The sequence below is a fragment of the Paludibacterium denitrificans genome, assembly GCF_009707705.1.
Taxonomy (GTDB): domain Bacteria; phylum Pseudomonadota; class Gammaproteobacteria; order Burkholderiales; family Chromobacteriaceae; genus Paludibacterium_A; species Paludibacterium_A denitrificans.
Window position 1 is genome coordinate 2,240,673 of the sequence record NZ_WLYX01000001.1, and the last position, 16,754, is coordinate 2,257,426.

General features: G+C 58.7%; 17 protein-coding genes and 7 pseudogenes. 9 read left to right on the plus strand and 15 right to left on the minus strand.

The window, feature by feature from the left end:
* The first annotated feature begins 17 nt into the window (after positions 1-17).
* A pseudogene (locus GKE73_RS14580) lies at positions 18-228 on the plus strand (heavy-metal-associated domain-containing protein).
* Positions 229-245: 17 nt separating this feature from the next.
* On the opposite strand, the gene GKE73_RS14585 reads toward GKE73_RS14580, so the two are convergent.
* The 4 genes and pseudogenes from GKE73_RS14585 to lgt all read right to left on the minus strand — a co-directional run bounded on the left by GKE73_RS14585 (position 246) and on the right by lgt (position 2,315).
* Positions 246-479: an MBL fold metallo-hydrolase gene (locus tag GKE73_RS14585; protein ID WP_230370538.1), complete on the minus strand. Its 234-nt coding sequence runs from the start codon at positions 477-479 to the stop codon at positions 246-248.
* Positions 480-608: 129 nt separating this feature from the next.
* Complete coding sequence (locus tag GKE73_RS14590) at positions 609-953, minus strand: MBL fold metallo-hydrolase (RefSeq protein WP_312854578.1); 345 nt, start codon at positions 951-953, stop codon at positions 609-611.
* A gap of 166 nt (positions 954-1,119) precedes the next feature.
* Positions 1,120-1,464 carry a hypothetical protein gene (locus GKE73_RS14595; RefSeq protein WP_230370540.1) on the minus strand — a complete coding sequence of 115 codons (345 nt, stop codon included), beginning with the start codon at positions 1,462-1,464 and terminating at the stop codon, positions 1,120-1,122.
* Positions 1,461-2,315, minus strand: a pseudogene (lgt, locus tag GKE73_RS14600) (prolipoprotein diacylglyceryl transferase). The gene GKE73_RS14595 and the pseudogene lgt overlap by 4 nt, the downstream one beginning before the upstream one ends.
* A gap of 198 nt (positions 2,316-2,513) precedes the next feature.
* Between lgt and ilvD the strand changes: the two are divergent.
* From ilvD to GKE73_RS14650, 8 genes and pseudogenes are all read left to right on the plus strand, one after another.
* Positions 2,514-4,361 (plus strand): annotated as a pseudogene (ilvD, locus tag GKE73_RS14610) (dihydroxy-acid dehydratase).
* Positions 4,362-5,103: 742 nt separating this feature from the next.
* Complete coding sequence (locus GKE73_RS14615) at positions 5,104-5,424, plus strand: hypothetical protein (RefSeq protein WP_230370541.1); 321 nt, start codon at positions 5,104-5,106, stop codon at positions 5,422-5,424.
* A gap of 49 nt (positions 5,425-5,473) precedes the next feature.
* The gene (locus tag GKE73_RS14620; protein ID WP_230370542.1) at positions 5,474-5,788 is read left to right on the plus strand and encodes a hypothetical protein; all 315 of its coding nucleotides are present in this window, start codon (positions 5,474-5,476) and stop codon (positions 5,786-5,788) included.
* Positions 5,789-5,792: 4 nt separating this feature from the next.
* Positions 5,793-6,215, plus strand: coding sequence for a hypothetical protein (locus GKE73_RS14625; RefSeq protein ID WP_230370543.1), 423 nt, complete (start codon positions 5,793-5,795; stop codon positions 6,213-6,215).
* A 105-nt stretch (positions 6,216-6,320) separates the two neighbouring features.
* Complete coding sequence (glyA, locus tag GKE73_RS14630) at positions 6,321-7,571, plus strand: serine hydroxymethyltransferase (protein ID WP_230370544.1); 1,251 nt, start codon at positions 6,321-6,323, stop codon at positions 7,569-7,571.
* Positions 7,572-7,785: 214 nt separating this feature from the next.
* Positions 7,786-8,245: pseudogene (nrdR, locus tag GKE73_RS14635) on the plus strand (transcriptional regulator NrdR).
* Between the two features lie 100 nt (positions 8,246-8,345).
* Positions 8,346-9,442 (plus strand): annotated as a pseudogene (gene ribD, locus GKE73_RS25960) (bifunctional diaminohydroxyphosphoribosylaminopyrimidine deaminase/5-amino-6-(5-phosphoribosylamino)uracil reductase RibD).
* 200 nt (positions 9,443-9,642) lie between these two features.
* Positions 9,643-10,263 (plus strand): hypothetical protein, encoded by a 621-nt coding sequence (locus GKE73_RS14650; RefSeq protein WP_230370547.1) that lies wholly within the window; start codon positions 9,643-9,645, stop codon positions 10,261-10,263.
* A 96-nt stretch (positions 10,264-10,359) separates the two neighbouring features.
* Here the strand turns inward: GKE73_RS14650 and GKE73_RS14655 are convergent, their stop codons facing one another.
* The 11 genes and pseudogenes from GKE73_RS14655 to GKE73_RS14700 all read right to left on the minus strand — a co-directional run bounded on the left by GKE73_RS14655 (position 10,360) and on the right by GKE73_RS14700 (position 16,643).
* Positions 10,360-11,214 (minus strand): HDOD domain-containing protein, encoded by an 855-nt coding sequence (locus tag GKE73_RS14655; RefSeq protein WP_230370548.1) that lies wholly within the window; start codon positions 11,212-11,214, stop codon positions 10,360-10,362.
* Positions 11,215-11,246: 32 nt separating this feature from the next.
* On the minus strand, positions 11,247-11,501 hold the full coding sequence (locus GKE73_RS14660) for an alpha/beta fold hydrolase (RefSeq protein ID WP_230370549.1): 255 nt from the start codon (positions 11,499-11,501) through the stop codon (positions 11,247-11,249).
* Entirely contained in the window at positions 11,498-11,884 is a 387-nt protein-coding gene (locus GKE73_RS14665; protein WP_376767361.1) for a hypothetical protein, read from the minus strand. Before GKE73_RS14665 ends, GKE73_RS14660 begins: the two co-directional genes overlap by 4 nt.
* Positions 11,814-12,215, minus strand: a complete 402-nt coding sequence (locus GKE73_RS14670) for an alpha/beta fold hydrolase (protein WP_512698926.1) — start codon at positions 12,213-12,215, stop codon at positions 11,814-11,816. The genes GKE73_RS14665 and GKE73_RS14670 overlap by 71 nt, the downstream gene beginning before the upstream one ends.
* Positions 12,215-12,394 carry a hypothetical protein gene (locus GKE73_RS14675; protein WP_230370552.1) on the minus strand — a complete coding sequence of 60 codons (180 nt, stop codon included), beginning with the start codon at positions 12,392-12,394 and terminating at the stop codon, positions 12,215-12,217. Before GKE73_RS14675 ends, GKE73_RS14670 begins: the two co-directional genes overlap by 1 nt.
* Before the next feature lie 13 nt (positions 12,395-12,407).
* Complete coding sequence (locus GKE73_RS23795) at positions 12,408-13,019, minus strand: CZB domain-containing protein (protein ID WP_312854470.1); 612 nt, start codon at positions 13,017-13,019, stop codon at positions 12,408-12,410.
* A pseudogene (locus tag GKE73_RS23800) lies at positions 12,998-13,633 on the minus strand (EAL domain-containing protein). The gene GKE73_RS23795 and the pseudogene GKE73_RS23800 overlap by 22 nt, the downstream one beginning before the upstream one ends.
* On the minus strand, positions 13,518-13,904 hold the full coding sequence (locus GKE73_RS14685; protein ID WP_230370553.1) for a diguanylate cyclase domain-containing protein: 387 nt from the start codon (positions 13,902-13,904) through the stop codon (positions 13,518-13,520). Before GKE73_RS14685 ends, GKE73_RS23800 begins: the two are co-directional and overlap by 116 nt.
* A 1-nt stretch (position 13,905) precedes the next feature.
* On the minus strand, positions 13,906-14,250 hold the full coding sequence (locus GKE73_RS14690; protein ID WP_230370554.1) for a PAS domain-containing protein: 345 nt from the start codon (positions 14,248-14,250) through the stop codon (positions 13,906-13,908).
* Positions 14,244-15,746: a PAS domain S-box protein gene (locus GKE73_RS14695; protein WP_230370555.1), complete on the minus strand. Its 1,503-nt coding sequence runs from the start codon at positions 15,744-15,746 to the stop codon at positions 14,244-14,246. The genes GKE73_RS14690 and GKE73_RS14695 overlap by 7 nt, the downstream gene beginning before the upstream one ends.
* Positions 15,747-15,773: 27 nt before the next feature.
* A pseudogene (locus GKE73_RS14700) lies at positions 15,774-16,643 on the minus strand (phosphate/phosphite/phosphonate ABC transporter substrate-binding protein).
* Between the last annotated feature and the right edge of the window lie 111 nt (positions 16,644-16,754).

Consider the following 16,754-nt stretch of genomic DNA (forward strand, 5'->3'; position numbering starts at 1 on the left):
ATGTGGAAGGAAAAATGATGAGCGAAGTGATTTTGCAGGTTGAAGGCATGACGTGCATGGGCTGCGTCAAGAGTGTTACCGGTGTGCTCACCGGCATGGCCGGGGTGGACGCGGCTGAAGTCAGCCCTGGAAGCCAAACAGGCCAAGGTCAGCTACGACCCGGCCGTGGTCTCGCCGCCGGAACTGGCCGCCGCAGTAGAGGATGCCGGTTTCGACGTCACCCTCTGAAACCCTGATCGGGCCTGTTACAGCTCGATCACCATGCCTTGCTCCAGCGGGCGGATAGGGAGTGCCACGGGATCGTCAGCCTGCAACTGTGTCAGGATGCTATCCCGTGCGGCGCTATCCAGATGGCTGGCCCAGAGCTGCACCTGCGGCGGTAGTTCTTGCCGCAGCGGCAGCAACCATGCCGGTGCCATGTGGCCGTAGTCGGCGGCTTCCTGTGCCTGCTCGTTGGGGTAAGTCACTTCACAGATCACATCGCTGAGTGACGGTACTTGGGCAATCCACTGCCAGAATGCCGTGCACGGGCCGCTGTCGCCACTGAACGCCAGTGCGCGCTCGCGGCCTTCCAGCAGCCAGCCTATCGCCGGAATACTGTGCTGTGCCTAAAGCGGGACGGTGGCCAACCCTCCGGCCAGTGTCAAGGCATCGCCCACTTCCATGGCAATGCAACGTACCCACGGTTGTGCCGCGCGGGGGCGTACGGTGTAATCGGGCCAGAGTACGCCATTGAACAGATGCGCCTTGAGCGCATCGATGGTTTCCTGCTGGCTATACACCACAATGCCCGGCCCGCCGTGGCTGGCATGCACATCGGCCAACAGCGGCAGCGCGTTACAGTGGTCCAGATGGCTGTGGGTGAGCAGTACGCGCCGGATGCGCAGTAATTCTTCCACCGTCAGCTCTCCTACGCCGCTGCCGCAATCGAGCAGCGTGTCGTCATCGATCAGAAAACTGGTGGTGCGAGCTTACCAGCCGATTCCGGCGGCAGAACCCAATACTTTCAATTGCATGTTTTGACTCCGTCTGGTGCCGTCTTGTGCGGCGGGACGACAGGAAAACTACTGTGAAGTGTAGTTGATATGGCGACTGCGAATTAGGCTGACCGCCAAATGATCAGGCCCCTGTCATGCAGGGGCCTGATGCCTGACCGGCGTGCGCCATGCCTAGTTGGCCGAAACGGTAGGTGTTTCCGTATTGGCCGATGGCGTGGCAGAGGGTGACGCCGGTGGTGCGGTCGGTGGCGCAGAGGGGGGCGTGTCGGGCGAACTGCTGCGCGTCGCCGCCTTGATGCTCGGCACTGGTGATGTCCACCGCCGCCCCGACTGCCTTGGCGCCAATGTCCACCGTGGTGGCCGTCACCGTCACCGCGGCATCCGCCACGGCAAGCACCGAACACCCGGAAAGCAGCCCCGTCAGCAGCAGTGCCGCCCACAGCGGCGCATAACCGTGCGCCGTCATGCCGGCTGCCCGGGCTGGCGTCGTGCCCAGCGCCACAACAGCAAACCGGCCACGATCATCGGCATGCTCAGCCATTGGCCCATGGAGAAATTGAGCGCCAGCAGGCCGAGAAAGTCATCCGGTTCGCGGGCAAATTCGGCGGTAAAGCGGAATACCCCATAGCCCAGCAGGAAGAGGGCGGAGACTTCCCCTTTCTGACGCGGCTTGCTGCTGAACCACCACAACAGGGTGAACAGCGCCAGCCCTTCCAGTGCAAATTCGTACAGTTGCGACGGATGGCGCGGCAGGCCGCCAAACTGGATCAGGGTGTGCAGCAGCTGCGGTGAATGTTGCGCCGGGCGAAGTCATCCGACTGCGACTGCGGAAACAGCATGGCCCACGGCGCATCCGGACGCGTCACGCGCCCCCACAGCTCGCCGTTGATGAAGTTGCCCAGCGTTTGCCAGCCGCCAGCCCCATCGGTACGAGCGGGGCGATGAAATCGGTGATTTCCCAGAAACTGCGCTGATGGCGGCGGGCAAAGAGCCACATCGCCAGCAACACGCCAAGAAAGCCGCCGTGAAACGACATGCCGCCCTCCCATACCCGCAGGATATGCAACGGCTGGGCCAGATATTCGGCTTGTAGAACAGCACATAGCCGAGCTTACCGCCGAGCACCACCCCCAGCACGCCATACAGCAGCAGGTCATCCAGCATTTTGGATGTCATGAAAGGGTGGCCCCGGCGGATGCGACGGTTGCCCAGCCAGATAAACAGCATGAAGCCCACCAGATACATCAGGCCATACCAATGAACAGCCAGCGGGCCAAGATGAATGGCCACGGGATCGAACTGCGGATGAATGATCATTTGTCAGTCGTGTGCGTTTGCGGTAAAAGAAGGTTGACGAAATTATACGGAAAGCGTTCCCCCGCGTCGCGCTCACCCGCGCCATGACGCGCCAATCCGTCTCTGGCATCCGGGAAATGGTGGGTTTTAGTGCAAAACACTGTCACCCATAACAGACAGGAACGTTGGCCGAAAGAATGCGCTGACAAAGGAATCACCATGCCCCAATATCGTTCCAAAACCTCGACGGCAGGCCGCAACATGGCCGGTGCCCGTGCCTTGTGGCGCGCCACCGGCATGAAAGATGAAGATTTTGGCAAACCAATCATTGCCATTGCCAACTCGTTTACCCAGTTTGTGCCGGGCCACGTGCACCTGCACAACATGGGCCAGCTGGTGGCGCGTGAAATTGAAAAAGCCGGTGGGGTTGCCAAAGAATTCAACACCATTGCCATCGACGACGGTATCGCCATGGGCCATGGCGGCATGCTCTATAGCCTGCCCAGCCGCGACCTGATCGCCGATAGCGTCGAATACATGGTCAACGCGCACTGTGCCGACGCACTGGTGTGCATTTCCAACTGCGACAAGATCACCCCGGGGATGTTGATGGCCGCCATGCGCCTGAACATCCCGGTGATCTTCGTCTCCGGCGGCCCGATGGAAGCTTACAAGGTGCAGTGGGGCAACGACGTACGCGGCCTTGATCTGGTGGATGCCATGGTCGAAGCCGCCAACCCGCATGTTTCGGATGAAGACGTCGCTCGTGTCGAGCGCTCGGCCTGTCCGACCTGCGGTTCCTGCTCCGGCATGTTTACCGCCAACTCGATGAACTGCCTGACCGAAGCGCTGGGCCTGTCGCTGCCGGGTAACGGTAGCCTGGTCGCCACCCACGCCGATCGCAAGGAGCTGTTCCTGCGCGCCGGTCGCCTGATCGTGCAATTGGCCAAGCGTTACTACGAACAGGATGATGCGTCGGTGTTGCCACGCTCCATCGCCACCAAGACAGCGTTTGAAAACGCCATGAGTCTGGATGTGGCCATGGGCGGCTCCACCAACACCGTGCTGCACCTGTTGGCCGCCGCCAATGAAGCCGGTGTCGATTTCAAGATGGGCGATATCGACCGGTTGTCGCGCTCGGTACCGTGTCTGGCCAAAGTGGCTCCGGCTACCCAGAAATATCACATGGAAGACGTACACCGCGCCGGTGGCGTGATGCGTATTCTGGGTGAACTGGAACGTGCTTAAGCATCATCAATGCCAATGTTCCCACCGTGCATAGCGCCACGTTGGCCGAAGCGCTGCAACAGTGGGATGTACGCCGTACGGCGGAAGACAGTGACGCGCACCGCTTCTATCGCGCCGCGCCGGGGGGCATTCCCACCACCATCGCCTTTTCGCAATCCATGCGCTATCAGGAGCTGGATCTGGACAAGGAAGCCGGTTGCATTCGCGACCAGCCGCATGCCTATAGCCGGGACGGCGGTCTGGCGGTATTGTACGGCAACATCGCCGAACGTGGTTGCATCGTGAAAACAGCCGGGGTGGACGATTCCATTCTCAAGTTCACCGGCCGGGCGCGCATCTTTGAAAGCCGGGACAGTGCGGTGGAAGGCATTCTGACCGACCAGATTGTAGTTAAGCGATATCGTCATCATCCGCTACGAAGGGCCGAAGGGCGGGCCGGGCATGCAGGAAATGCTGTACCCGACCAGCTACCTCAAGTCCAAGGGCTTGGGCAAGGCGTGTGCGTTGCTGACTGATGGCCGTTTCTCTGGGGGTACCTCTGGCCTCTCCATCGGCCACGTTTCGCCAGAGGCCGCCGAAGGTGGTGCCATTGGTCTGGTGGAAGAGGGTGACACCATTGAGATCGACATCCCCAATCGCCGTATCCAGCTGGTGGTATCCGAGGCAACGTTGGCCGAACGCCGTGCCGCCATGGAAGCCAAAGGGCGTGATGCCCGGAAACCGCTGGGCCGTGAGCGGGCGGTCAGCCCGGCGTTGCGTGCCTATGCTGCCATGACCACCAGTGCCGATACCGGCGCCATTCGTGATGTCAGCCGGTAGAACGTCAGTAACGGTCTGTTGGCAGCAACTCCGAAACCGGACTACCGCAAGGTCGTCCGGTTTTTTTATGTATCACCAGCGCGCGAGCGTGAACTTTTCCCGGATTTCCCTGCTCTATCTGGCTGTTGGCCGTTTTTCATGGGCGCCTTGCCGCGCTTCTGCTCCCCTTGGTCCAATGTTTCTACAAACCGAATCGTGCATCGATTGGTTGTTCTATTTTGTAACAAAACGAACATGTATCCAATGTGCAATCCATACCTGTCGGTATGTGGGATAGAAGTGGAAGCGTCGTTTTAGTCAATCCCATTATCGAGCGCTTGGTTGGTGTGAGCGTCATCGTACAAACCAGCGGGGCCGCTTGGTCATAGATTGCTGTTGCGCCTCGGTGGCAAGAACCCCGCATGGCTAAATCATTGTTGCACGATGGAAAGTGTTGCGTTGTGTCGGAGGCAAACAGGCAAAAAAAATGCGCGGAACCAGAGGTCCGCGCCAAGTCTACAAAGGAGAAATAGAGGAGAAACTATCAAGAAGCAATTGCTGCATCTCAACAGGAACCAATTATCCGGATTGCTGAACAGGGTGTCAACGGCTGTATGGCGGCTGGCTAGCAAAAATGTAACTTTCTGTCGCACATTTAGAACATTTTGTTGTTCACTTGTGAAAATGATTCGTATCGGCAAATACGCCGGTCCGGCATAAGCTGTGCGACAATAGCGCTTTTAGTTTTCTGCAGGATGACAACATGGCCCAGATGCATCAAACCCTACCTGATCCGCGCCAGTACTACCCTGAAGTCGCGCTGACCAACATGCTGATTCACAATGCGCAATCCGCCCTTGCCGCCACGACCGATGCCGATCGCGAGCTGTGGTACAGCGCCATGCGTGATTCCATGGTGGAGATGTTGGGCCGTGACGAGTTGTTGTCAATTTCTGTCGCGCTGGCCATGGTGCCGTCGCAAGAAGTCTATAAACAGGTCTGGGCCGGGCTGCGTGATGCCGTGGAAAATCCGGCTGGTCGGCACGCCGTCGTGTTTGCCATCCCGTTGGTGCTGGTAGCTTAAGAGCAAGAATCAGGCAACGCTGCCCGACGCCATTGCCGATGAACAAGGTTTGAATGCATTGTTGCGCGAACACGGTGTGGTTGCCGCTAACGCGCAGGTGCACGTATCCGGACGTTTGCTGCACCCGGACAGTATTGTGGCGATGGATTCGGGCAAGCTGTTCCGCTGGACCCGCGAACTGGCTGATGTGCAGGCAGGTCTGCCGGTGCCGCTGGAAGCTTCCGCCGTCACGGTTAAAGAAGAAGGCGTGTTCCTGCGTTACCTCTTGGGTGTGGCCATGCAGGAAGAAGGTGCGGATGCCCCGGTGAAGCTGGGTGGATCGGTCGGTGCCCGGGGTATGCCGCTGATGAAATTCCCTGGGTGAGCAATTGCATACCGATGGCGTTACCCTGTTCCCGATCGCGCGCCCGCCGATGCCGGTGATGCAGGCCATGGTAGCTGGCAACTTTGCCCGCTTTGAAGTGGCGTTGCAGGTATTTGCCAGCGCCCAGATTCGCCGCCTGCGCGAGCTGGGCAAGGACCCGGTGGCGATCATGTCGGCGCATGACAACGGCGAACTGCATGTCACCTTGTCTGCTGAAGGCGACGAGCGTAACTGGGAAGCCTTTGTCTGGCCGTTGGCGGCGCTGGATAATGTGGCACTGATCGAAGCCAACTTCCGTGAACTGATGGCCGAATGTCAGGTGCGTGACGTGCATGTGCTGCCGGAAGTTTATCCGGAGCTGCGCGATGATATCCCGCTGTTTTTTACCGCCAATGATTTGTCGGGCGACCGCGCCACACTGCAGTAAATCCAGCCAGCATGAAGTCTATTCATGCTGCTTGATGTTGCATTTTTTGTTCGGTAATTCGTGTAGAATTGCCCCCATTGTTAAACTTTGATGGAAGAGTCAAAGATGTTTGCTGCTGACCAGACGATTGCCAAGTTCGATCCGGAACTCGCCGCTGCCATGGATGCCGAGTACCGTCGTCAGGAAGACCACGTTGAACTGATCGCTTCGGAAAACTATGTTAGCCCTGCGGTAATGGAAGCTCAGGGTTCGGTATTGACCAACAAGTATGCCGAAGGCTACCCGGGCAAGCGTTACTACGGTGGCTGTGAGCACGTCGATGTGGTCGAGCAGCTGGCTATTGATCGCCTGAAAGCGCTGTTTGGCGCGGAATACGCCAACGTTCAGCCGCATTCCGGTTCGCAGGCCAACCAGGCCGTGTATGTTTCCGTGCTCAAGCCGGGCGATACCATCATGGGTATGAGCCTTGCTCACGGTGGTCACCTGACCCACGGTGCTTCCGTCAACATTTCTGGCAAGCTGTACAACGTGGTGGCTTATGGCCTCAACGACAAGGAAGAGCTGGACTACGAAGCGGTTGAGCGTCTGGCACGTGAACACAAGCCGAAAATGATTGTTGCCGGTGCCTCGGCCTATGCGCTGGAAATCGACTGGGCGCGGTTCCGCAAGATTGCCGACGAAGTGGGCGCTTACCTGTTTGTCGATATGGCTCACTATGCAGGTCTGGTGGCCGCTGGCGAATACCCGAACCCGGTACCGTACGCTGACTTCGTGACCACCACTACCCACAAAACCCTGCGTGGCCCGCGTGGTGGCGTGATTCTGGCCCGTGCCGAGCACGAAAAGGCGCTGAATTCGGCCATCTTCCCGTGCCTGCAAGGTGGTCCGCTGATGCACGTGATTGCTGCCAAGGCCGTTGCCTTCAAGGAAGCCGGTTCGCCGGAATTCAAGGCTTACGCGCAACAAGTCAAGAAGAACGCCAAAGTGATGGCCGACACGCTGACGGCACGCGGTCTGCGTATCGTATCGGGCAAGACCGAATCGCACGTGTTCCTGGTAGACCTGCGTGCCAAGCAGATTACCGGTAAAGAGGCGGAAGCTGCTCTGGGCCGTGCTCACATCACCGTCAACAAGAACGCCATTCCGAATGACCCGGAAAAACCGTTCGTGACCTCCGGTGTGCGTATTGGTACCCCGGCCATGACCACGCGCGGCTTCAAGGAAGACGAAGCGCGCCAGCTGGCCAACCTGATTGCTGACGTGCTGGATGCTCCGGCTGACGAAGCAGTCATCACTCGCGTGGCCAACGAAGTCAAGGCGCTGTGCCAGCGTTTGCCGGTTTACGCCGCAAACTAAGCACTACGCTCACGTTGTCATGCAAGGCGGCCCTTTGGGGCCGCTTTTTTCATGGCGATTACCGGCCTGCTGTCGGCGCTGGTTACTTGTTTGTAGCCGCCGCCATTGAGGCCCCGATTGTGTTCATCAAGGCCGTCCGGCCAGAAAATGGCATTAACTTGGTGCGATATTACTGCTACCATGCGCTAGTTGAGACATTCTGGATAGCCGCATCATGAAATGCCCGTTCTGTGGACATGCCGATACCCGGTCATTGACTCTCGTGTCAACGAAGATGGTGCCAGTATTCGTCGTCGGCGCCGCTGCCCGGCGTGCGAAAAGCGCTTTACGACTTTTGAAACCGCCGATGTGCGTATGCCGCAGGTGGTGAAGTCGGGGGGCATCGTGCCGAATTTGATGTGGCCAAGGTCCGTACCAGTTTTCTGCGCGCACTGCACAAGCGCCCGGTGCCGACGGCATTGGTAGACGATGCCATCGACCGCATCTGCCATCGCCTGTTGCAACTGGGTGAGCGTGAGGTGTCCAGCCGCCAGATCGGTGAAATGGTGATGAACGAACTGGCCAAGCTGGACAAGGTGGCTTATGTGCGTTTTGCCTCGGTGTACCGGAGCTTTCAGGATATTTCCGAGTTTTCCGATGCCATCAAGGAAATCGAGAAAACCCACCATTCATGACGGAGGCACCGCGCTCCGTGTTGTTTCATTGCTGCCATGATTTCCGCCTTGCCTGCCGGGGCGGTTGCGTGGCTGATTTTCTCTGTTAGGCCGTTTGTTCATGACCGATTTTTCGCCGCAAGATCACCATTTTATGCAGCATGCGCTAAGGTTGGCCGAAGCGGCTACCCGACGTGCCTCCCCCAATCCCGGCGTGGGCTGTGTACTGGTGCGAGATGGGCGCATTATCGGCGAGGGCGCCACGCTCAAGGTGGGCAATGATCATGCGGAAATCCGGGCAATCAAGCATTGTCTCGCGCAAGGTGAATCGCCGCGTGGTGCAACGGCCTACGTGACCTTGGAACCCTGTAGTCATCATGGCCGCACGCCGCCCTGTGCCACCCGCCTGGTGGAAGAGGGGGTGGCCCGCGTGGTAGCTGCGATGGTCGATCCTTACCATGAAGTGGCCGGTCAGGGATTGGCCTTGCTGCGAGCGGCATTGTCGCCGATGTCGGGTTGTTGGAAGCAGAAGCCCGCCGGGTGCACCGTGGGTTTCTGTCGCGGGTGGAACGCCAGCGGCCGTGGGTGACGCTCAAGGCTGCGGCCACGCTGGATGGTAAAACGGCGTTGCTCAACGGTAAAAGCCAGTGGATTACCGGCCCGGCCGCGCGCCGGGATGTGCAGAAACTGCGCGCACGTAGTTGTGCCATCCTGACTGGAAGTGGCACGGTGCTGGTCGACAACCCGCAGTTGACGGTGCGCACCGGCGATACCTCGTTGCAGCCCTTGCGTGTGGTGCTGGATAGCCGTCTGGTAACGCCGCCCGAGCGGCGCATTTTTGATGGTGGCAACACCTTGCTGGCGACCAGTGTCGCTGACCCGGCCCGCCATGAAGTGTACCGGCAGCGTGGTGCGCAGATCCTGATTTTGCCTGCGTTGGGCGGCCATGCCGATCTGGAGTTGCTGTTGCACAGTCTGGCGGAACGCGGTGTCAATGAACTGATGGTCGAAGCGGGGGCTGGCTTGAACGGTGCTTTGGTGCAGGCCGGGCTGGTCGATGAAATTATCCTGTATCTGGCGCCCGCTCTGGTTGGCAACGCTGCACAAGGCCTGTTTGCCTGGCCGGCGCTGGAGGATTTGGCCGACAAGCAAGCGGTTACGATTCGTGATGTGCGTATGGTGGGCGCGGATGTGCGTCTGACCATGGGCTTGGCATGAAGGGATGGGTATGGGCGCGCAGCACGGCTTCCAGTTAGGGTTGCGGCGCACTAGTGCCGTCCACGGCATAGTCCCTGCTTACCCCACGGTTTCTGTTGTCTGGCTGGAGATGGCTGGGCGAGATCTGTGGTGCGGGGGCGGTACGATCAGTGAGGATGATGATGATCTCTGAGCTTCCATCAGACGAACCCGCTTCGCTGGTGGCTTATTTGCGCCTGATCGAGCGGCAAGGAGCCTCGGCTCAGGTGGTGGCTGAGCGTCGCCGCTTGTTGACTCCGCTGGTGCGCGTGCTCGAAGGCAAGCCCCAGCAGTTGGAGGTGTTTCGCGAGGCGGTGGAAATGTTGCTGGCGGATTGCGAGCCGGACGAGCGTGTCATCACACTGACCTCGGCTCGCGAGTATTACTATTTCTGGCTGGGAGATGTGAAAAAACTGGCGGCCATGACCTCGCGCGCCGGGTTTAGCACTCGCAATGTTCATATTGAAGTTACCGGTTCGCTGGATGATCTGTGCCAGCGCTTGCAGCAGCAGGGCTTCGCTGATTTTCCGCCGTCTCTGGGGATTTATCTGGGCGAGCTGTTTGAGAACGGTGTTGACGAGAGCGTGATTGCCGAGCGCGAGATATTGCTCAAGGCCATGCTGTTTTTACTACACGGCCAGCCATACAAACCGGAAAGCTACCGGGTAGCGGTGGATGCGATGCTGCTGCATCTGGCCGAACGGGGTAATCACACGGCTTTTCTTGATCTGGCGCGTGAGTTTTTCTACTACTGGCTGTCGTTCCCGCCCGCTACAGAACGTCATGCCGCTGATGCCGGATAACTCGTCTGCCAGCCAAACAGAGTGGTTGGTTGAGATGTAAAAAAGCGCGAATGATCTTCGCGCTTTTTTATGGTTTGTGCCGCCGGAGACGAGGGCTTAGTCGCCTACCAGCCGTTGGTGCATTTCATCGCGCCAGTCTTCAAATTCGGTTTCGGCCAACCCCAGATAATCCAGCACTGCCGCTTTGCGTTGTTCCCAGCCCGCGTCTTCGCGTCCTGCCGTCATGGTGCGCCAGACATTGAACGAGGCACGGGCGACGGCCACCATCATGCGGCCATCATGGTCCAGCGGTCCCTGTTCGCTGGTGTCGAAGACGTCGGGGTCATGCTGTACCAGAATTGCCTTGGCAAAGGTTTCCGGCATGTTCCGTGCGCGCGCCACCAGATAGCCGACAACATCGTGACGGGTGCCATGCAATTCCTGTTCGACCTTGCCGATACGGTCGTCGGAGGCCATTGCAATCAACTGCAGCGTGCGTTCGTAACCGGGGTAGCGCATCAGCATTACCGCAATGCCACAGCCATGAAACAGGGCAAAGCTCTGGCAGTCTTCCGGTATCACGCGAATCCGCTCGCACAGTGCGGCACTGATCATGGCTTGCAGCATGGCGCGTTCCCAGAAGCGCTCGATCGCCGGAGGCGAGTCTTGGGATAGCCGCGTGCGCAGGACCAGCCCGCTTACCAGGCTGATGACGTTCTTGATTCCTAACAGGCTGAGTGCCTGCTGCACGGAAACGATTTTTCGTCCCCGACCGATGATGGGAGTATTGGCTGCCTTGAGCATGGCGGCAGACAGCGCGACGTCTTCGGCAATGATCTCACCCAGCTTGTGCAGGTTGATGTCCGGGTCGTTGCGGAGCGCCATCAGTTTGTCCAACACGCCAGGACGCGGTGGGATGACCAGATTTTTCAGGAGTTGGTCACGTTCATCGGGGTGGATCAATGTTGTCATTGCGTGCGCGCTCTGTGCGGAATGTCGCCATTTTAGCAAGGCTCCTGCCGCTTTGCTTGGCTGTTCTTTTGATGGACAGCAAAATGGTGCAAGTTATTTGGTCGTGGTGGTGGCCGGAAAAATGTTTCAAGCGTTTCGGCCAACCTTTGCGGTTGATCCCACTGCACCATGTGGCCTGCTTGTGCAATCACCACTTCCTTGCGTTGTGGGAAACAGGCGCGGCGTTCGTCCAGCGTGTCGAACACTCCTTTGGCCATCGGGTGTTCCAGCATGTCACCGCCAATCACCCATAGCACCGGTGCCTGAATGCGTCGCCAGCAGGCTTTGGCTTCTTCCAGCCGGTAGAGAACAGGGTTAACCATCTTGTGACGCGGATCGGCCGGTAGGTGAGTTGTTGCACGCCATCGGGGCGAGTCAGTTGCTGTGCCAGCCACTGGGCGCGTGGTAGCGACAGGTGAGGGCTGCGTTCCATCAATTTGGCGGCAACCTGCGCCAGATCCCGGATTGGATTGAACGCTGGTGTGCAGGCCGTTTCCTTGAGCCAGCGGGCATAACGGCCGGGGGCTTCCTCTGGCTGGGTCTGGCTCAAGCCAAAACCTTCAACCAAAGCCAGCTGCGCAATGCGTTCCGGGCGTACGCCAGCGTAGATCCCGGCAATCATCGCGCCCATGCTGTGGCCGACCAGGGCGAACAGGCTGGTTATCCGAATAGCGGGCCAGCAAGGCATCCAGATCGGCGAGATAGTCGGGAAAGTAATAACTGCCGTCGTTCCATTGGCTGTGGCCAAAACCGCGCCAGTCCGGTGCCAGTACGTGCCACTCGTGCTGCAGGGCGTCGACAGTAAACTGGAAGGTGGCGGAGCAATCCATCCAGCCATGCAGCAAGACCAGCAATGGAGCGTCCGCCGGACCCCAGTGGCGCACATGATAGCGCCGCTGGTTGATCAGGCAGGTTTCGCTACGGCTGTTATGTCGAATCGGCATGGCTGGAGGAACCGGCATTAATGACGATTATCTCGTGCCACTTTTACCTCGTTGGCCAGTGACTTGAGCGCGGCCAGTAACCGATCGCGCGCGTCATGCAAGGCCGGTAGCCGTGGCTCGGCGTCGCTGGCGCCATGTTCTCGGTGGCTGCCGAGCATTTTTTCGGCCAACTCGTGGACGTTTTTATGGGCCTGCATCACTGCGTGATAGCTAATCAAATTGGCCATACTGTTGATAGCCCTGACCATGGAACCATTTGCCAAACACACATTGCGTGGAGTCTCGCTCCAGCGTGCTGTCCGTATCGCCTGCATCCGTTTTCAGACAGGCCTGTTCTACCTGTTCACACCAGCCCCAGTGATGGATGGCGGCGGAAAACAGCGACAGGTCTTCGCTCGGGAACTGGCCGCGGGCAGCGGCGTTCCACAGTGGCGGGACACTATATTGTTCGATCCAGCCCGGCAGCGCGGCGGCAGACATCGGGCGTGCCACGCAGTAGCCTTGCGCCAGGTCACAGCCCATTGCAATCAGCAGGGCGCCATGTTCCGGCGTTTCCATGCCTTCGGCAATCACCTGGCGGCGGAAGGTGCGGGCCAGACTGACCACCCCTTCGACGATGGAGCGATCATCACTATCGCTCAGCATGTCGTGCACAAAGGTTTGGTCGATTTTCAGCACGTCGGCAGGCAGTCGGCGCAGGTAGGCGAGCGAGGCGTAGCCGGTACCAAAGTCGTCCAGTGCAAAGCGTACGCCCAGTTTCTGGCAGGCACGGATCACTTCGGACACCCGGCCGATGTCGCTCAAGGCGGCTGATTCCAGCACTTCCAGTTCCAACTGCCCTTTGGCCGGGCAGGGTAGTCGGCCAGATGCTGTTTGAGGCGCGGAATGAAGTCTTCGCGCAGCAGGTGATGTCCGGACAGATTGATGCTGACCGGCAAGACCAGCCCGATATCGTGCCACTGCTGCATTTGCGTCAGGGCATGGGTGATCACCCATTCGCCCAATTCATCCATCCATTCGGTGTCTTCAATCGCTTACGGGAATTCATAGGGCGACAGCAAGCCGCGTTGTGGATGTTGCCAGCGAATCAGGGCCTCTGCACCGATGATGGTGCCGTGCCGCATGTCAACTTTGGGCTGGTAATACAGTACCAGTTCGTTCTGATGCAGCGCCCGGACCACACGTTCCTGCGCTGCATTGCGCGATTGCAGGCGGCGGCTGTGTTCCGGATCGAACAGGTGATAACGGTTGCGCCCGTACTGCTTGGCGATGTACATGGCCTGATCGGCGTGGCGCAGCAGCGCATCCGGGTTGGCATCGTCATTGGGATACAGCGTGACGCCGATACTCGCCGAGATGGTAAAGGGCTGCTCGGCAATCTTGTACGGCATGGCAATGACCTGAAGCAGTCTGGCGCATGGTGTCGTCGAGGGCATTGCGCTCACCAATGTGGCTGAGCAGCAGCACAAACTCGTCACCGCCAAGACGTGATACGGTGTCTCCGCCGCGCAAGGCGTCTTTCAGTCGTTGCGCCACTTCTATCAACAGTTTGTCGCCGGTAGCGTGTCCTTGGCTGTCATTGACCGCCTTGAAGCCATCCAGATCGAGATAGCAGATCGCCAGCTGGCTGGCATCCTGCTGCGATTGATGCATGGCCGCTTCCAGCCGCTCGGTCAGCAGGATGCGATTGGGCAGCTGCGTCAGCATGTCATAGTGAGCCCTGGCGTTCCAGATTATTCTGCTGTTCCTTGAGTAAACTGATATCGGAGAAAATCCCGATGTAATTGGTAATGGCGCCAGCCGGATTGTGCACGGCGGCAATACTCAACAATTCCGGATAAATATCGCCAGACTTGCGCTGGTTCCAGATCTCGCCGCGCCAATGGCCTTGTTCAAGCACGCTTTGCCACATGTCGCGGTAGAAGGTTTCGGGCTGGTAGCCCGATTTCAGAAAGTTCGGGTTTTTGCCTATGGCTTCCTCCCGGCTGTAACCGGTGAGCAGGCAGAACGCCGGGTTGACGTTGATGATGCTGGCCTTGGCATCAGTCAGCATGATGCCTTCCGGGCATGGTGAAACACGCTGGCCGCCAGCTTGAGCTGCTCGTTGGCTTCGCGCCGATGAGTGATGTCTTCGAGCATCACCAGCATGGCGTACTGTTTGCCGTTGTCATCGGTCAGTGGCGTCAGTACCGTTTCCGACCAGAAGTAGTCGCGATTGCGGCGCTGGTAGCGTTTTTCCAGCGTGACGGTGCTGGCTTGGTTGTTGCCAAGCGCGCTGTAGTGTTGCAGTGAGGCGGGCAGGTCGTCCGGATGCGTCAGGGCAAAAATGCTGGGCAGTTCACTTTCTTCCCAGCCCAGAGCCTGACAGGCGGCACGGTTGGCGCGCTGGATGTCACCGAGTGGTGAAATGACCAGAATGCCGATCGGGCTGGTGTTGATCACGGCGCTTAACTGCGCTTCACGCTCGCGCAGCCGGTTCAGTTGCGCGCGGGTGTCGCTCTGGTCGTGAAAGACCAGTACGGCGCCGATGACACTGTGGCCATCGCGATCAAAGATCGGTGCGGCGCTGTCTTCCACCGGAAAACTTTTGCCGAAGCGGGTGATCAGCAGCGTATTGGAGGCAAGGCGCAGCGGTCGTTTTTCTTGCAGTACCTGCAGCAATGGCCAGTCAATGGCGGCGCGAGTGTTTTCATCGATCAGGTGGAAGACTTCCTCACCTTGCAGGCCGATGACCTCATTCAACTGCCAGCCGGTGAGTGATTCGGCCATCGGGTTCATGTATTCCACGCGGCCCTGTGCATCAATGGCAATGACGCCATCACCGATCGAAGCCAGTGTCACGCGGGTCCGTTCGGATTCGGCCAACAAGGCCTGGCGCGCGCTGGCTAACGATTGCGTCATGAAATTGAAGGTTTTCATGGCGCGCCGCAGCTCCGGACTGCCTGCGGGTTTCAAGCGTGTGTCCAGATTGCCCTTGGCCAGTTGCTGCAAGGCGACGTCAAATTGCGCCAAAGGCTTAAGGCTGGAACGCAAGACCAGCCAGATGCCAAGCATCAGCACGGTCAGGGTCATCCCCAGTGTGCGTATCCGTTCCAGCAGCCGCTGCCACAGGCGGGTGACTTCCTCGATGGGAGTCAGGGTGATGGTGAACGTGCCGTAATGCCGACCACCGATGATGGCATTGGCCTGCCCGGAAATCGGCTGCAGGCCGGTGAGGCGGATAAACCAGTAGGGAACTCCATGGTTGCCTTCGTCCGCTTCTTGCAGATCCAGCCGCGTACCGGCCGCATCCCGATAGCGTACGGCGGCCAGTTCGGTACGGGTGAGTTTCTGATTGAGGGTCTGTTCCAGTGCGCCGAAATCGCCCAGTACCAGATCATCAGCAACTTCGGTCGGCAGAATCCGGGTTTCTTCATCCAGATGACGGGCTAGTACGCGTTGGGCATCCAGAGCATCCAGCCGTGTGCCGTTGACGATGGAGATCGTCCAGACGCTAACAATCAGCACACTGAGTGCGCTGAACAGCGTCCCAAGGTTTGGCGATGCCACAGATTCCACTGCAATAGCGAGATCATCTCAGTTTCCGCTATGAGACATGGTATGCCGGTAAATGGCTACCTGGTTTTGATAAGCGGCATCATCCGCCGTGACAAAACCATTGGTGCTGGTATCGCCTACCAGACGGGCAGAGTCGGCCAGCAGTTTTTTGCCTGCCGGATCATGCTGCATGCTGACAAAGGCCGCGCTGACTTTGCGGATGATGTCCGCAGGCAGGCGGCCATGGGCGGAAATGGGGATATCCAGAAACGCGGCCGAACTCCACAACACACGGTACTTGATGGCTTCCCGCTTGGCAAACTCGCGCATCACGCCATCGTTGGCGGCGATGGCCTGTACCCGCCCTGTTTTCAGCTGGCCCATGATGCCTTCCTGATTGCCGCCAAATACCGGCGTGATGGTCAGGTGCTGGTGACGCAAGTAATCCAGCGGAACCCAATAGCCGACAAAAGAAGAGGGTGCGGGAAAGCCCATCGGTTTGCCGTTGAGGTCCTCAAGACTATGCACTGGGGATTCGGCCAACGTTACGATCACCGAGCGGATGACTTCGCCGTCCGGCCGCAGAATGACGTGGTAACCACTATGCAGCAGGGCTTACTGGAAGTGGTGATTGGTATAGATGAAGTCGTACTGGCTTTTGGCGATCTGCCCATCCATGCGTTCGGGCGTGCGCTCCGTCACCAGTTGCAGCGTGACCCCGCTTTTGCGTGAGACATACTCCAGTAGCGGATTCCAGTAACGGGCAGTCAGCATCGGGCTGCGCTGTGGCAGTACGGCAAAGCTATATGTCGGCCCGGCTGCCATGCTGTACGTTGCACAACCAAGCATCAGTACTGCCAGCAGGCTGCTCAGACGATGCGAGAGTCTTTTTCCCCATGTAGCGGACATACGAGTTCCTACGTTGCGGATTGCTTAAGCATTTTATCTGACAGCTAATAAAATGACTATTTTCTTTCAACTAAATGACATAACGTGCCGGTTTTTCCCGGTATGGGCGCA

What these genes read in the sequence shown, in the direction of transcription:
- GKE73_RS14595 (WP_230370540.1), bottom strand. Translation starts at nt 1,464, where the DNA reads ATGACGGCGCACGGTTATGCGCCGCTGTGGGCGGCACTGCTGCTGACG.
- GKE73_RS14615 (WP_230370541.1), top strand. Translation starts at nt 5,104, where the DNA reads ATGGCCCAGATGCATCAAACCCTACCTGATCCGCGCCAGTACTACCCT.
- glyA (WP_230370544.1), top strand. Translation starts at nt 6,321, where the DNA reads ATGTTTGCTGCTGACCAGACGATTGCCAAGTTCGATCCGGAACTCGCC.
- GKE73_RS14655 (WP_230370548.1), bottom strand. Translation starts at nt 11,214, where the DNA reads ATGACAACATTGATCCACCCCGATGAACGTGACCAACTCCTGAAAAAT.
- GKE73_RS14665 (WP_376767361.1), bottom strand. Translation starts at nt 11,884, where the DNA reads ATGGGCGCGATGATTGCCGGGATCTACGCTGGCGTACGCCCGGAACGC.
- GKE73_RS14670 (WP_512698926.1), bottom strand. Translation starts at nt 12,215, where the DNA reads ATGCCGGTTCCTCCAGCCATGCCGATTCGACATAACAGCCGTAGCGAA.
- GKE73_RS14675 (WP_230370552.1), bottom strand. Translation starts at nt 12,394, where the DNA reads ATGCAGGCCCATAAAAACGTCCACGAGTTGGCCGAAAAAATGCTCGGC.
- GKE73_RS14685 (WP_230370553.1), bottom strand. Translation starts at nt 13,904, where the DNA reads ATGCTGACGCAGCTGCCCAATCGCATCCTGCTGACCGAGCGGCTGGAA.
- GKE73_RS14690 (WP_230370554.1), bottom strand. Translation starts at nt 14,250, where the DNA reads ATGCTGACTGATGCCAAGGCCAGCATCATCAACGTCAACCCGGCGTTC.